Source organism: Paenibacillus sp. N3/727 (assembly GCF_022637315.1).
In the GTDB taxonomy this organism is placed as follows: domain Bacteria; phylum Bacillota; class Bacilli; order Paenibacillales; family Paenibacillaceae; genus Paenibacillus_AQ; species Paenibacillus_AQ uliginis.
The window spans coordinates 1,167,139-1,182,975 of sequence record NZ_CP093336.1 but is presented as its reverse complement, the minus strand read 5'-3'; the positions used below and the strand labels follow the sequence as shown (position 1 = coordinate 1,182,975).

Annotated in this window: 11 protein-coding genes and 1 riboswitch; of the genes, 2 read left to right on the top strand and 9 right to left on the bottom strand. The window is 45.4% G+C overall.

What is annotated here, in order from left to right:
• Positions 1 to 158: 158 nt before the first annotated feature.
• Together MNQ98_RS05255 and MNQ98_RS05250 are read left to right on the top strand one after the other, a co-directional pair.
• Positions 159 to 1,073: an ABC transporter ATP-binding protein gene (locus tag MNQ98_RS05255; protein ID WP_241932236.1), complete on the top strand. Its 915-nt coding sequence runs from the start codon at positions 159 to 161 to the stop codon at positions 1,071 to 1,073.
• A gap of 1 nt (position 1,074) precedes the next feature.
• Positions 1,075 to 1,872: an ABC transporter permease gene (locus MNQ98_RS05250; protein WP_241932235.1), complete on the top strand. Its 798-nt coding sequence runs from the start codon at positions 1,075 to 1,077 to the stop codon at positions 1,870 to 1,872.
• Between the two features lie 78 nt (positions 1,873 to 1,950).
• On the opposite strand, the gene MNQ98_RS05245 is transcribed toward MNQ98_RS05250, so the two are convergent.
• The 9 genes from MNQ98_RS05245 to MNQ98_RS05205 form a co-directional block, all read right to left on the bottom strand.
• On the bottom strand, positions 1,951 to 2,463 hold the full coding sequence (locus MNQ98_RS05245) for a ferritin (protein WP_241932234.1): 513 nt from the start codon (positions 2,461 to 2,463) through the stop codon (positions 1,951 to 1,953).
• Positions 2,464 to 2,725: 262 nt separating this feature from the next.
• Positions 2,726 to 2,950: a sulfurtransferase TusA family protein gene (locus MNQ98_RS05240; RefSeq protein WP_241932233.1), complete on the bottom strand. Its 225-nt coding sequence runs from the start codon at positions 2,948 to 2,950 to the stop codon at positions 2,726 to 2,728.
• 12 nt (positions 2,951 to 2,962) lie between these two features.
• Complete coding sequence (locus MNQ98_RS05235; protein ID WP_241932232.1) at positions 2,963 to 4,033, bottom strand: YeeE/YedE family protein; 1,071 nt, start codon at positions 4,031 to 4,033, stop codon at positions 2,963 to 2,965.
• A gap of 225 nt (positions 4,034 to 4,258) precedes the next feature.
• Positions 4,259 to 4,969 carry an ECF transporter S component gene (locus MNQ98_RS05230; protein ID WP_208915665.1) on the bottom strand — a complete coding sequence of 237 codons (711 nt, stop codon included), beginning with the start codon at positions 4,967 to 4,969 and terminating at the stop codon, positions 4,259 to 4,261.
• On the bottom strand, positions 4,957 to 6,630 hold the full coding sequence (locus MNQ98_RS05225) for an ABC transporter ATP-binding protein (RefSeq protein WP_241932231.1): 1,674 nt from the start codon (positions 6,628 to 6,630) through the stop codon (positions 4,957 to 4,959). The genes MNQ98_RS05230 and MNQ98_RS05225 overlap by 13 nt, the downstream gene beginning before the upstream one ends.
• Positions 6,603 to 7,490 carry an energy-coupling factor transporter transmembrane component T gene (locus MNQ98_RS05220; RefSeq protein ID WP_241932230.1) on the bottom strand — a complete coding sequence of 296 codons (888 nt, stop codon included), beginning with the start codon at positions 7,488 to 7,490 and terminating at the stop codon, positions 6,603 to 6,605. Before MNQ98_RS05220 ends, MNQ98_RS05225 begins: the two co-directional genes overlap by 28 nt.
• 1 nt (position 7,491) lies before the next feature.
• Positions 7,492 to 8,547 (bottom strand): DUF4430 domain-containing protein, encoded by a 1,056-nt coding sequence (locus MNQ98_RS05215; protein ID WP_241932229.1) that lies wholly within the window; start codon positions 8,545 to 8,547, stop codon positions 7,492 to 7,494.
• A 108-nt stretch (positions 8,548 to 8,655) separates the two neighbouring features.
• Positions 8,656 to 12,927 (bottom strand): S-layer homology domain-containing protein, encoded by a 4,272-nt coding sequence (locus MNQ98_RS05210; protein ID WP_241932228.1) that lies wholly within the window; start codon positions 12,925 to 12,927, stop codon positions 8,656 to 8,658.
• Between the two features lie 153 nt (positions 12,928 to 13,080).
• A riboswitch (cobalamin riboswitch) is annotated at positions 13,081 to 13,280 on the bottom strand.
• A 140-nt stretch (positions 13,281 to 13,420) separates the two neighbouring features.
• Positions 13,421 to 15,832, bottom strand: a complete 2,412-nt coding sequence (locus MNQ98_RS05205; RefSeq protein ID WP_241932227.1) for an ABC transporter permease — start codon at positions 15,830 to 15,832, stop codon at positions 13,421 to 13,423.
• Positions 15,833 to 15,837: the final 5 nt, after the last annotated feature.

The window sequence follows — 15,837 nt, the reverse complement described above, 5'->3', positions numbered from 1 at the left end:
CTTCTTTTTCAAAAATAACCCAACTATTGTATTTCCGCAAAAATTACAATTTTCGTCCCACTTTTTACATCAGGTACTTCAGGTAACCAAAATAGTAGTACGATTCACTTAATCATATACGACAGTTCATTACAAAAAAATAAGGAGCGACAACTCACTTGAGTACAACGATCTTTGAGGCCAAAGGATTAGGCAAGCAATACGGGAAGAGCTACGCTCTTCAGAATATCAATATGGTTGTAGAACAAGGTGATATTTATGGATTGATCGGAGAAAACGGTGCAGGTAAGACTACCCTAATGCGGATTATTAGCGGGCTGATCTATTCTACTGAGGGGAGCATGGCTCTATTAGGTCAACACAAACCTAGTGATATTATTCAGGCTAGAAAACAACTGGGAATTCTGATCGAAAGACCTGCTTTATATCCACATCTAAGCGCCTTGGAGAATTTGACCTTTTATTGCAAAGTATATGGAATTGGCGATCTTTCGAGAATTCATGAAGTGTTGGAATGGGTTTCTTTATCGGATGTAGGAAATAAAAAGGCTTCAGAATATTCTTTAGGCATGCAGCAAAGATTAGGGCTTGCTATCGCATTGCTGAATCACCCGAAATTTCTCGTTTTAGATGAGCCTATTAATGGACTCGATCCTTCCGGAATTGTGGAAATAAGAAAAATATTGACTAGATTAGCACGTGAAAATGAAGTGACTATACTTATTTCCAGCCACATTTTAAGCGAACTTCAACTCATGGCAACAAAATTTGGATTTATACACAAGGGAAAACTGGTTAGAGAACTGCCTCTGGAAGAGCTAAAGGAGTCGGCAAAGGCTCAATATTGTATCAAGACGGCTAACCCAGCTGCAGCAATGCAGATCATGCAACAAGAACTGAATATAACGAATATTACCCTATCTGAGACAGGGGAGGTATTCATTCCTAAAGATATGGTTGAATTAGAAGTTCTGTTGTCTATTTTTTTGAAGCATGAGATACACATTGAAGCAATTAACCTGTCTGCTACTAATCTTGAAAATTACTATATGAACCTGATAGGAGCCATGTAGGATGAGGAATTTTTTAAAGGGCCAAACCTATTATATAATGCGGGATACCGCATTTAAGGGAATTAGTCTACTGTTCTTAATAGTTGGTATTCTGCTTCCAATTTGGATAGGGAATAAAACGAATTTTCAGCTTAATAACTGGATAGAACCGTTAACTCAGGTTACTCCCTTATCTTTATTTCTCTATTTTATAATTCCGATATACTTAAGCTTCTTCGTTACAGAAGGCTTCGAGCATGGTTCAATCAAGCATATCATTGCTTCCGGGTACAGTAGATCAAAGTACATCACCGGAAAATTTATGTCTGCCATTCAGGCAATAACTTGGTGGGTCTTCCAATTCTTCGGAACCTTCTATGTTGTATATATTTTAGCTGCCTGGATCTCAGGTTCTAGTCCTAATCATCAAAATTCAAACAATAATTTAGTTACGGTAGTAAGTGCGATCGCGTTCAACATTCTGTATTTAGCTGCGTATGCGGCCATCATTATGCTAGTTAGCGTACTTGCTAAGCGAACAGCAACAGCCGTAGTTGCCACCTTCATGATTATATTTGGTGATTTCTTGATAAGCGGCTATTTCAAGAATAGTTCTTCTAACGTTTTGCTTTGGCTATCTGAACATACGCTAACCACACAAATTATGAAGTTTTCTGGCGTTTATGTAGTTAATTCCGAACATATTGTGCTTTCCGGGTTATCTGACTATTTGAATGCACTGGTAATTCCCTTGATCTTGATAGGCTTATGCTTGACCATAACTTACATTTTGTTTAGGAAGAAAGATATTCAATCATGAGTTTGGGGCGCACAGCAAAAGAAGCTGTTCTCCCGCATAACATGTTCGGGAAGACAGCTTCTTGATTGTTAATTAAGCTTAGGCTTCGCCAGCCGGTGGCGTGAACGTGCGCTTGGCTAGCTCGGAATCGAGCATATAGAAGGCGTTGCTATCATTATCAATACGGCGCAGTTTCTGAATGATGCTGTCGAAGGTTGCTTCTTCCTCTACTTGCTCATCAATAAACCACTTGAGGAAGTTAATCGTCGCATGCTCCCGCTCATCCCACGCGATATCGGACAATTCATAAATTCGCTTGGTCACCGTCTTCTCATGCTCGAAGGAATGCTCAAAGGCGTTCAGCAGTGAGCTGTATTCATTCTGAGGATTCTCCATACCGCTGACGATGGCACGTTTGCCCAAGGCGTTTATAAAATGGAAAATTCTCATCCCGTGATACTTCTCTTCTTCTGACTGCATGATGAAAAAGTTCGCAAACCCGTCAAAGCTCTCCGATGAACAATAGGCCGCCATGGCCAGGTACACCTGAGAAGAATAAAATTCATAATTCATTTGATCGTTCAACTTCGAAAGCAGCTTTTCACTTAACATCGGATCACTCTCCCTTAATAGCTTGTTTAGATGAAAGGTAATCTCATCCCGTTGTACAAGTTTACCACCAACGCGGCATTTCCGCACTAGCTACCCTGATATCATTCTTTATCTTGCACAGCTTGCTTCCTTCTATTCTCAATATCTAACAATAACTTATTACGTAATGTGAGAGTCAATATGTACTTTTCATGTTCCCAGCACAAAAAGAACCGCCTCCCATTGCTGAACATGGGAAAGACGGTCCACTTCATCGCTTTTGTTATTTTTTCTGCACCGTAATCGTCCAGGATGCATCATCGATTTGCTCGAAGTTCGTAATCGTATGTCCGGCTTCAGCCGCCCAACGCGGAATGCTGTCCGTAGCTTGCGTGCAATCAAAGTCGATGACAAGTTCATCGCCGCTGTTCAGCGCCTGGATAGCCTCCTTCGCCTCGATTAACGGAAATGGACACACCATGCCGAGTACTGCTAATTTGGTCTTCATATCAAATTCCTCCTATGCGGTTTGCGTCTGATAGCCCTGCTTGCTTCTTGCCTTGGCGCGCGGCCTTACATATACGAAGTACGAAGCTGTCCATGTGCCCAAAATCATGAAGACAAGCGATACCCATCCCTGCCAAGTCATCATGGCCGTCATGACAAGACCGTTGCCGATCGAGCAGCCTCCTGCCCAGCTGGCACCGAAGCCCATGAGTAGACCGCCGCTGAAGCTGGATATCGCTGTCTTCGCATCAGGTGCTCGGAAGCGAAATTCGCGGCTCCCTTTCGCTGCGAGGAATGATCCCGCAAAGATGCCCAGCACCAGGAATACACCCCAGTTGATATATTTGCTGCTATCCCCAGTCACGAGATATTGAAGCAAATTCGCTGACGGTGTTGTGATGCCAAGACCAGACATCCGCCCTGTTGCCTCACTTAACGGCCAGGCGATAAGGGCAATCCCACCGACAAGAGCCGCCGTGAAGAATGGATGCCAGCGCTTCTCGAACAAGAGGTGGTTAAGTCCTCGCCGCTTCGGAGGCATCGCTGGAATCACAACCTTGGATTTACGCAATTGCTTGACGACAAGCCAGACCGTAATGACTGTAAGAATCGCAATAAAGGGCCATACCGATAGTCCAAAGGTAGCCGGAATCGAATTCGTCGATGCCGAATATGGCTTCAGACTGTTGTTAACCGGTAGGAGCGCACCTGACTTCATAATGGCACTCATCACAATATATCCGAACAAGGCAATCCAGCTGCCAATTAAGCCTTCCCCAGCACGATACCATGTCCCCGTCGCACAGCCCCCGGCGAGTATAATCCCGATACCGAATATGAACGATCCCACGATCGTGGCCAGCCATTGGAACGATCCGGCATTAAACTCAATCATCCCAAATTGAATGAGTGCAAATACCCCTATGCTTTGAACCGTAATCGCAATTAACAGCGCGTAGAACATCCGATTGTCCTTCGCCAGATACATATCCCGAAAGCCACCCGTCAGGCAGAACCGGCCGCGCTGCATGACGAAGCCCAACAAGCTTCCGCATAACAAGCCTGTTATGATCATTTGTGCCATAGTCTGTCCCCCTCACTTATTCCTAGTAATACAATAGGAATTATAATGATAATGATTGTAACATGTTTTATGGCAGAGTCAACATGAAAAATCACAAAAAAAGAGCACCCTTACGCTTACGGGTACCCTTCTTCCTCAAACTTTAAAATTCCACTCAAACCTTCAGTACGAAACTGCATCGAATATACACATCTCACTTGCTTATCTAGCATGCGTAAGTATGAATTACATATCCGACAGTTTTATGTCACTGGAATGCAGCAAACCGTATTTCGACTTGACTCGCAGTAATATTTTTAACCATATCGCCGAGAAAACGGTAATGAAAAACACATTCGACAGAGCATGGGCAAGATCAAAATAGAAGCTCGCCACATAAGCGGATACGAATACTTTCCAGCTTAAATGATCATACATGCCAATTAAGAACCATAGATTCATAATCCAGCCGAACAGAAAACCCCACGAAAAGCCGAATATATTTTTGCCCCATAGACTCTTCATAAACCAGGTATTTCTCAATAAACCTGCTGTAAACCCGATCATGCCCCAGCAGAACATTTGCCATGGTGTCCACGGACCTTGACCAAGGAAAATATTTGATACGACTGCAGCAATGCTTCCCACGAGAAATCCAACCTCTGGCCCGAACACGAGAGCTGACATCATAATGACAAAAGAGGTTGGCTGTACACTTGGCAGCGGTGCAAACGGAACACGGCTCACTGCAGCGATAGCGCCAAGCATCGCGATGAGAAGAATTTCCTCCGCCTTCATCGTCTTCCGCTCAAAGCGAATGAAGAAGGGGAGCATCGCCAATCCAATCATCAGAAAGCTCAAAGGCATATAGTACTTGTCCATCCATAGCACAACCGCGAGTAAACCAACAGCTGCTGCTAAACTTCCGATATAGAGCGCACGCTTCATTTTCCCCATTGTTTCCATACATCCTTCACCGTGATCGCTGCTGGCAAAATGTCTCCTACCGTACGATGAATGGTCGTCGTGTAGAAATAATTGTTCTGCAAAAATGATCGTGTCTCTTCAACTGCGACCATGGCCCCGTCGAACAACAGTCCGCATCTAGTTGCATAGGAAGCTGCGAACTCAATGTCGTGGCTGACCATCAAAATCGTTGTCCCCGCTTCACGGATCATTTCAAGTAATTCCGCCAGTTTATGCTTGGACATAGCGTCCAGCCCCTTTGTCGGCTCATCGAGCAGTAGCAGTTCTGGCTCTGCCAACAGCACAAGAATGAGCGCAACCTTCTGCTGCTGCCCCCCGCTTATATCAAAAGGATGCTTATCCATAATATCTTCAATTTCAAATCTGACCACAAGCTCATTCAGTCTTGCTCTACTGCTGTGCTCGCCCAGACGTTTGAGCCGATCAGCCAATTGTTCTCTTACGGTATCTCTTGTAAAGTAGAGCATCGGATTTTGCGCTACGTACCCGATCTTCAGGCTCCTATCGAGAGCGGAACCTCGAAGCAGGGACTTGCCCGCGTACAGGATATCCCCTCTTTGCGGTGCAAGCGCGCCCGCGATTTGCTGAAGAAGCGTGGACTTACCCGATCCATTGCCACCGAACAGAGCAAAGAACTCGCCTTTGTGAATCGATAATGACAGACGCTTCAAGACAAGAGGAGCATTCTTATCATAGGTGAAATAGAGCTCCCTGCATGTGAGCAGCGGTTCGGATTGTTGTCCCTCATTCCCTGGTGGCGCAGACACTGCTTCCTCTTTTGCATTTAAACGCTCCCTGTTAGTTTGAATCCATTTTCTTCCTTCTTTCACACTTACGGGAATGGCCCGGTGCTCCTCGGCATTCTCTACTTCCAGGTAGAGCTGGCTGATAGACGGAAGATACGGTATGAATGACGAATCACCCTCACTCCATATCTGCTTCATGACCGAATTTGGAGACCCGTAATATGCCACCTGTCCATGTCTGAGCATCACAAGCTTCGACGAAAGCGGTACAATCTCTTCAATCCGATGCTCACTGATTACAATCGTGATGGAGAACTCCTCATTAATGCGGGACAGTAGCTGAATAAACTCTTTGGCCGCAATAGGATCAAGCTGTGCAGTGGGCTCATCCAGCAGCAGCACCTTTGGTCGCAGCGTCATGACCGAGGCGAGATTGACAAGCTGCTTCTGCCCGCCAGACAGTTCATGAATCGGAAGCTGAAGCCAGTCTTCCATGCCGAAAAATTGAACAAGCTCGCCTACCCTTCGCTGCATTTGGGTCGTTGAATAACCGAGATTCTCCATCGCGAAGGTCAGCTCTTGCCAGACGGTGTTCATGACGATCTGATTATCCGGATCTTGAAACACCATTCCAATCTCTTCGATCGAGCTTCGCTCTTCCACCTGATCCAGGGGCAATCCTCGATAATAGATTTCGCCGTTTCGTATGCCCTCCGGCCGAATTTCCCGCTTCAATTGCCGAAGCAAGGTCGTCTTCCCTGATCCTGAAGAGCCGCACAGCAATACGAACTCTCCTTCTTCAATCGTGACGGAAATATTTTGTAGTGTCTGGTCTGGACAGTTCGGGTATTGAAAGCCTACATTTTCGATCTGATAGTGCGCCATAACAGCTCTTCCTTTCCGTTCATGACGATCGGGATGAAGACAAAGATCAAGTAGCATATCAGATGCAACCATAGCTGTGGTGACCATTCCAGCGGCTGTAGCCGAGGATATACCTGGTACCGGTTGACGCCGAACAATCCTCCAATTACAATATTGGCGCCCGTCACAACCATAATCCAGGTTACAAGGATATCTCTTCGATCCATTTGGTACGATACGGCACTGGTTCTCTTCCCGATCCCATATCCACGTGCCCGCATTGAACTGGCCGTTTGCAACGCCTCTTCCAATGACCAGCTGATTAACGTATGCAGTGTCTCCATCCCCTCACGCATGAGATGTCTTTTATTTGCTCTAGGATGCAAGTAACCAAGTACACGCTGGACTGTCATAATTTGCTTCAGTCGTCTTGTCAGCAGCGGTACAAAACGGAGGGTTACCGTAATAATAAAAGCGGTTCGCGGCGCTATTGGCGTTAAGAGGTATAATAATTTTTCGGGCGTTATAACGAGATTATAAGCAACAAACGCCAGCAATATATTTAACAGCGACAGCGCGAATAATGCTCCATAGGTGATCGATTCTAATGTAATCGGCCGATCGAACACATATCCTAATATGGTGGCTCCACGGCTGGAGAATAAGGGGTTAGAAACGAAGATAATAATAGCGAGAATCAAGTAACCCTTTATTCCCTTTTTAAGCGCTCGTCCTCCATCCAAGGATAGATTCAGTGCAACGATACCGATTAACGTGAGAATCGAATATACCGGATGGGTATACATCATGCATGCCAACAATAGGACGGCAAAATAAGCAAAACATAATCGAGGATGTAAAGAAGAGAAACCATATATCATGTCAGCTCTTCCCATCCCATAATCCGTTATCTACGCCGGCACCCACATCTTTGCCTAAGTCTTCCGTGTACAGCCACTGAATATGATCACCGGGATGAATTGACCATACACCTGCACTCCGATTCGGAAATTTATTGTTAACGCTGTACATCCAGCCGCTTCCTGCACCTTTATCGAACTCATATAAATTATCAATGCCTTTGATGTATGCGCTGGCACCAGAGCCGCTATGATCCATTTGAATCTTCAGGGAACGTGTTGTTTTCTTCAAGATATCCAGCACTGTCTCCGAATCTCCGATGTCAACCTCCCTCGTGTCCAAAATCGTGCCGACATCCGGAGAGCCCACAATCGTAATTCGCACGGTATTGGACGAAGACGGCGCAACTTCCGGTTCAGGGGCAGGCGTGTTGTCAGTAGAAGGGCTCGCTACCTGTTTCCCGCTGTCCGGCTTTCCTTTCATCGCCGCAGTGTCCTTGTTCTTCACTGTGGACGAGGAAGAACTGGATGCTTTCGTGCCTTTCTCTGATGGGGGCACTTTTTTAGAAATTTCATTTGATTTACCTGCAAGTGGCCGTTCACCGTCTGTACGCTCGGGAACCGTGCCAGACTCCGCGTCTACTGGCTTCTTTCCTTTAGGAGATGAAGCTTCTTTCGTATCCTGGCCGGTTGATTTCTCCGCCTTGGAAGTCTCGCTGCCGGTCTTACTTGCAGTCTCCTCGTTCCCAGCCTCATTCTGACCGGATGGAACGGCAGTTGGTTGCTCCGACTGCGCTTCAGACGTTGCCCCATTCGGCTTCGTCACCGTCGTATCGGTTGAGGAATCAGTCGAATCCCCGGACGTATCCTTTGTGTTATCCTCGAAGTTATCCTTGGACGTATCCAGCTCTGCAGTCTCTTGTCCCAACGCAGCCGACGAGGCTGTATGTATCGCACCCTTTGATTGTTCACTGTTCCCGCCATAAATCCATACTGTAGCTAGCACAATTGCCAGTACGGCGAATACTCCAAGCAAGTAGTTTTTTTTACGCCATAATAATGCTAACCAATTGGACATATCCTCACCTCAAAGCCTTACATAATTGTCGATGATGCATAGAATGTTTTTTGAACAACTTTTGAAATGGAAAGAAGGAGATTGCTCTCCTTCTCTCACAAATACTAATTATTGAATGTCGTACAGTCTGACGATGACCACCGCGGCCATTTCTCTTGTCACATGTTGCAGTGGTCTAAAGTATCCACCATCACCGGACATGAGTCCTGTTTGATAAGCATATTTGACGTAAGGCAATGCCCATGTGGACACTTGCTTTTGATCTTTCAGACCTGCAGAGGTATCTGTGTCCTTAGACAGGCCTTTCATTCGAACCAGAATTGTCGCCATCTCTTGTCTCGTAATGGCTTGATTTGGTGCAAACGTATTGGCTGTGACACCTGAAATCAATCCTTTTTCCTTCGCAGTGGCAACGTAACCTGCATACCAGGACTTGGAATCAACATCTTTGAACCCTGTGCTTGTACCTTTTGGCTCCAAGCCGGCATATCTGACGATTAACGCTGCGAATTCGGCACGAGTCAGCTCACGCTTCGGCTCGAACTTTGCTGCCTCACCGCTCGTTCCTTGCATCAATCCGAGTTCGGTTGCCTTGTTGACCGCTTCCTTCGCCCAGGCAGCTATGGAAGCTTCATCTGCGTATGGATGTGCAGCCGTCTCTGGTTGCGAGGTACCTGTTGATTTCACATCTGTCATATCAAACAGGCTGTTGTGATTGTTCAACATGCGATCATAGGCTTCGAGCGCTAGCAGCGCTTGTTGTGTCGCCATATAATTGCTGGTTTCTCCGCGTCCATGAGCGAAGCCACCGTCTTTATTGAGATACGTACGCAATGCTTTTAACAAATCGCCGTCTTGTTTCACGAATCTCTTATCTTCCAAGCTGTTTCCAAGACTGGACAGGGCAATGATAACTTGCGAAATACTCTCACTCGTTTCGACACCCCAAGCCTTGAATCCACCGCCCGGAAGCTGCTGCGACGACAGCCATGTCAATGCTTTATCCGTTGCTGCCTTGACCTCTTTGCGATCCTGATATTTCGCCAAGGCCTGAAGGGCCATGGCTGTCATATCGATGTCACTTCCAGCGTTCGACTCTTTGCTGATCGGGAATCCGCCGTCTGGATTTTGCTGGTCGAGGATTTGTTTTACAAGCTTGTCTTTTGTCCAGAGCGCATCAGCAGGGATAGCTGACTTGCTTGCATCCAATGCTAACAAAGCAAATACCAGCCCATTTGTCCCTTGATTTTTCATACGCTCGTTGTTATAAATTTTCTCCAGGAAATTATAGCCCGCGATGTTGCTTGGGTCCTTGTCGATGGCCATTACCGCCAATGCCATGCGTTCGTAATCTGTAACCAACCGGAATTCGCCTTTTTTCTCTTTAACGAAGCTCTCCAGTACCGTGTAGTATACAGATGGCACTTGTTTGCCGGAACGAGCCAGCGCCAAAACATCCCAATCGTTAAAGTTATCTTGAACGGAGAACTTACGGTTGTTTAAGATCCATGCAGCGGAGCCGTTAATAAGGCTCTGGAGCTTGGCTGACTCTTCGATCTGCTTCGGAGAAATCGTATTTCCGCCCGCTGTTCCCGGAACTCCTGAAGTGCCAGGTTGTCCTGGCTGACCTGGCTGACCTGGCTGACCTGGTTGCCCTGGTTGTCCTGGTTGTCCTGGTTGTCCTGGCTGACCTGGTTTTTCAGTACCGCCATCAAGGCCACCGCTAATATCTTTACCCAGGTTCGTTGTATACTGCCAGCGGAGAGTATCGCCATTGTTCAATGTATATAGACCGGCACTATAGTTCGGGAATGTGCCGTTGACGGAATACATCCATCCGCTTAGGGGGCCTTTATCGAACTCTCCCAGGCCGTCGATAGCTTGCACATAAAGCGAAGCCCCGGAGCCAGTATAGTCGATTGAGATCCCTCTTTGATCAGCTGCTCTTTTCAGTGCTGTAAAAGCATTATCCCCATCCTGAATTGTAACGCTAACCGGTGCGATAATATCTCCTTCACCTATGGAGCGTTTTTCAGCAGACAATGTAATTGTTTTCGTAATCGGAGGGACTACACCGCCGCCATTGCCCGATCCATTATCTCCTCCAGATCCGTTTCCGCTACCATTCTCTCCACCAGGTTCTGTTCCGCCACCATTGCCATTACCAGAACCGTTACCTCCCCCGGTCGTTTCCTTCTTTTGTGTAGTATAGGCAACAAATTCAGTAAAGTGCGTAGTCTTAATGATTAGATCGCCGTCATGGACATAAGCGTAAACCTCGTCAATACGTGCCGACGAATCCTCATATTTCGAAATCTGTGTAAATGTCCCGTTTGCATCGATGAATCCAGCTTCTGCATATCCTTTACCCTTCAAGGTTAATGTCACATGCTGGTTGAAGCGGATATCCTGATCACCGCCCACTTTTACGCGCAGATCAATTCCCTTGATCTCTTTGTCTGCAGAGGACAAGACTTCATTTATCTTGTTAAGCAAAAGATCATTATTCGTATTCAAGCGATGCGGTAATTCAAGCTTGTTATCCCATGTTGAAATGACATTCGTATTCGGGTCAACTTCCAAATAAGTACTGTCTGTTTCAGATGTTACATGCGGCAGTTCGCTCTTTGGAAATGCAAGTGTAACTTTGCTTGAGGACAGCGGATCCTGATCCGACCCGACACTCACATTGGTTTCATTCTCATCAATGACAATCGTATGGTCATCGTTTGGATCCGGAATTTCATTTACACTTATGACAACTTCATTACTTGTCTTTTTCCCTGCTGTTGCTGTTGTCAGCGCTTGAATGGAAATATAGCCCGGAGCCGCTTGACCTTCGAAGACAAGCTTCGCTTGTTGATCCGTAAGCAGCGATATTGATTTTAAGTTCAGCCCAGTAGTCTCTGAAGTTACAGACCAACTGTCAACCTGTACTGCCTCGGATAAGAACGTATCGCCAACGAGCTGCACTTCAATCGAAGGATCTACAGTGCCTTGATCAATGGAAGATGCGGACGATATCACAGGCTGACGATCATAATAGAAATGTAGTTCATCGCCATTATTGATCTCATAGGCTGCTGCCCCTGCAGAAGGAGCACTGCCATTCACTTTATAAGCCCAGCCGTCGCTTCCACCCAACTGCCCTTCATTTTGTCCCGCAATGGAGGTAAGGCGCGCCTGGTTTCCATCACCTGTAATGTTATAGCTAATTGACGGATTGGCTTGATCCAGCGCTTGTTTCAGCGCATCCAGTGCTGTCCAAGATTGACCATTCACATCCAGAATGATTGGACTCGGATTATAAATGGGATTGTCTATGCCTTGTACACTAACCTGTACGTTCACGCTCGGGTTAACCGGTGGAAGACTCCCTTCGGCAATTCGCTTCCATACCGACTTTCCATGTTGAATATCAAGTAAACCGATAAGAGCCTGTTCAGTCGACATTCCGTTTTTATCGGTATCTTCTGCTTTCCATTTAAAAGAGCCGTCATCCAATTGGAATCCTGCATACGCATCAACGACGGTATTCCCGTTCATCTGCCAAGCGGGCGACATCATGTCTTCGCCTACGGCAACCAGACCGGATACCGAAGTAGATAAGCTGTTCGAATTATCTCCAGAGCCCCAAGTGCCCGTAGAATTAAAACCACCATTCTCTAGCTGGCGATCCTTTAAGACATTCTTGGCCCGTTCAATGGCAGCATCAACTTCACTCTGCCCCTTGTATTGCCCCAGCGCAAGCAGCGCCATGCCTGTAATATCTGTATCGCTGTTTTCTCCTCCTGAAGCAGACAGACCAAAGCCGCCGTCTTCATACTGCGCTTTGAGCAGGTATTGCAGCGCTTTTTGCTTGGACTCAGCATTCCATGAGCCTACATTCTGTCCGAGCTTCTCTCCGGCATCCAGAGCAAGCATCGCCCAAATATGTTTATTTATACCGCCAATGCCGCCCGTCTCTTGATTTTGATGGGTAGCAAGTTCCGCCCACAGGTTTCGATCGGTTTCCCAAGCGTGAGCCGGGTCTTTTCCCATGGCGAGCAGTGCGAAAATATACCGAACATGATCAGTTAAATTTACGGCATCAGGTTTAAGTCTTGGTGCTTTCGTTTCCCAAGATGGCAGTTTCCACGTTCCATCTTGCAAATCCTGACCTGCGCCCCATAGGCCAACAAGCTGCCACCAGGAATCAATGGTGGATGTAGGATCTTGTCCATAGTACTCTTTATAGTAATTAACCGTACTTTCAATCATGCCGTCTAATTGTGTATTACTTTGACCATTCGCCGCACTCACGACTTGTGGATTCAGTAGAGTAAGCAATAACACAACGCTTAATAGTGCAGATATACTTTGCTTCAACAATCTTTTCATAGGTGTCAACGTTCTCCTCATCGTCAAAATGGAAATAAAAAAACATCTTTCCATATTGGAAAGATGTTCTGTGGCCTGTCTTGCATAACCAAGCAAACGTGCAACTGTAAACAAGCTGCACAAATAAACATCTCCCTCCCATCCTCGTGAGAAATATAGAGCACTTACATGGCAGGTCTCCTGGCTTCGCTTCATCGCTTGACAATCGTCCTTCCTGTTTAAATCTTTAACAGTGGACTACTACCTTGATTGTCAGCTCTGCGTTACAGTGGCGGGACCGCGTCGAACTCTCATCGACCTTCCCTATTAAGCCGCATACTTTATGCATCAGCACCATATAAGCTGTTTCTATTTAATTTTGATAGACTTTTTTTTATATTAACAAAGATTGGTATATTTCACAAAGAAATTTCTCATAGACAGTACAAAAAACGGCCTACATGAAGCAATAAGACCCTTCCACATAGGGAAGGGCCTAGACTTCGTTATATTTTTACTCAATCACCAATATCCGAGGGGATGTGTTCGCGATTACCCTGGACGACAGCCAAGAACCAACCCCTGCCGATATGATACTTACGACTGCAACTCCAATAATACCGCCCCAATGCATAATTAGAGGCACTTCCATAATCCCATAATATGTTAATATATTTTCCAGCAAAATAGGCAGAAGGTATACTCCGACGCATATGCCTAGTAGCGCGCCGATGACAGATAAAGCAACGATCCCTTGGGCTACGGATAATCTAATCCTATTCGATGTTAAGCCAAGTGATTTGTAAATGCCATAGGTTTTGCTGTCTTTTCTAATATTCATACGACAAGTGATGTAAATAATGATGCAAGTGACAACAATAAACAACAATCCCATCATACTCATTGGCAAGATAAGCAGGCCGACAGCCTCTTTAAATACGGAATCTAGTAGCGTTTTCTGAGTTAATGCGGAGAGCGCTTCCTTATATTGCTCATTAATATCACTTACGACCTGATCGGACTGGCTGCTATCATGCAGGTTGATAAAATATGTTTCTGCATTGCTGTAGTCCAGATGATCTGCTTTAATCACATCGACCGTTATTCTTGCAGAATAGGACATATTGGAAATCGCTTGATAAATTCCTGTAACGATGAGCGAATACGGTTTTCCATTGATGTACACCGTTATCACATCACCAATATCTTTGTTAAGCTTCTTCGATACGTTGATACCAATAGCGATTTCGTTCTTGTGAAGGGGATTGGCTCCTCTTAATGTGGAATACCCCAGATCATCATAGTTACCATCAGCAACACCGATATAGACATTCATGGATGAGGTGTTCGAATCTCCGGAACGATCGGATAGTTCTGAAGGAACCACTCCCGTAACATTCCCAAACCACCCGAAATTTTTGATTCTTGGGTCGGACAACATATCTTCTTCAAATTGAGTACGTGAAAATGCTGCTTGATTAAAGACTTCTACTGCAATATGTGAATTGTCATATCCCCATGATGACGCCGTTCGTTGAATGGAATGAACGCTGTATAACAACACAAATCCGAATACAAGAACGGCTGATGTAATCACGGTTAGAATAAACATGAGAATAGAACCTTTCACATTCTTCAACATGTTGCGCAGACCAATAACGAACATAACGGGAAGTCGATCGAATCCAACTGGACGATTTCCATTCGAACGTACACGTCTTGCCCATTTACTGCTATCCATTTCAGACATGCCATACCGGATTGCTTGCACAGGCTGTACGGAACGGGCTTTATTGGCATAGAACAACACACATAGAATGACCAGGGCAAATACACATATTCCGACTGCTAGAGCCGTGAAATTACCCTGCATCGATAGCTCTGAACGATTTGTTTTCAAAGATGACAGCGAGCTCTCTACAATGACTTTGGATAAAAACTGACTGGCAGCTAACCCAGGAATAATCCCGATGATCGATAGAAAAGCATATTGAGACATGTAGGTTCCAATGATTCCAAATGAAGATAGCCCACAAGATTTCAATACCCCAATCGTTCGATAATTCGCCAATATCGCGTCTGAAATCGTGAACCCAATTGTGAATAAGGCCACAAGCAGCATGACAGCTCCGAGAAAAATCATAACAAAGCCGATTACTTTATTCATAATTAGATAAAATGACGATATCGATTCGAATTCTATTTTGGATTCAAGATACGGCGTACCGGCCTGCTTCTCGAAGCGGTCCCAATACTGTGTATTGGTATCGTAATCGTCAAAGCGAAGTCCCATCATATACATGTCTTTTCCCTGCAATGACTGAAACTGATCTTTATAATCTTGCGTGTTCATCCAGATGCGGGCGTTTCTTGTGAACGGAGCTCCAAAAGGCATATCTACGACAACTGCTGCTACCTTCAACTCAAATGTACTCTTGCCTGTTTTAAAACTTACCTTATCACCTACTTCAATTCCATTGGAATAAGAAAACGAAGTGGGTATCCAGATGGTCCCGACCTCAGGGGTGCTTCTTTCATCTCCTTGCGCCCAGATCAGCTTATCAACCGTAAAGGGAAGCTCTGCTGTATCCATCATAAACATATAGATATTATTAATTTCTTTTCCTTGATGGGTGATTCCTGACAGATTTCGATATGGTATCAGCTCGGACGCCGTAACCCCCTGCTGCTCATCCCACCATTGTTTGAAAACGATCGGATCATGCAGACCATTTCCCAACATCAAAATTTGATGAGAACCGTTTGCTTTCGTATGCATGTCTGTAAATAAATTTTGTGTATTTGAGATTACAGTCATTGCGGTTGACAGCAGTAGCGTAGATAACAGAATGAGCACCGTTGTAAGTCCGTTTTGGATTTTCTTCGTTCTTAGGTTAGATAGGAAAAGAGTCCACACCGCATTCACCCGCG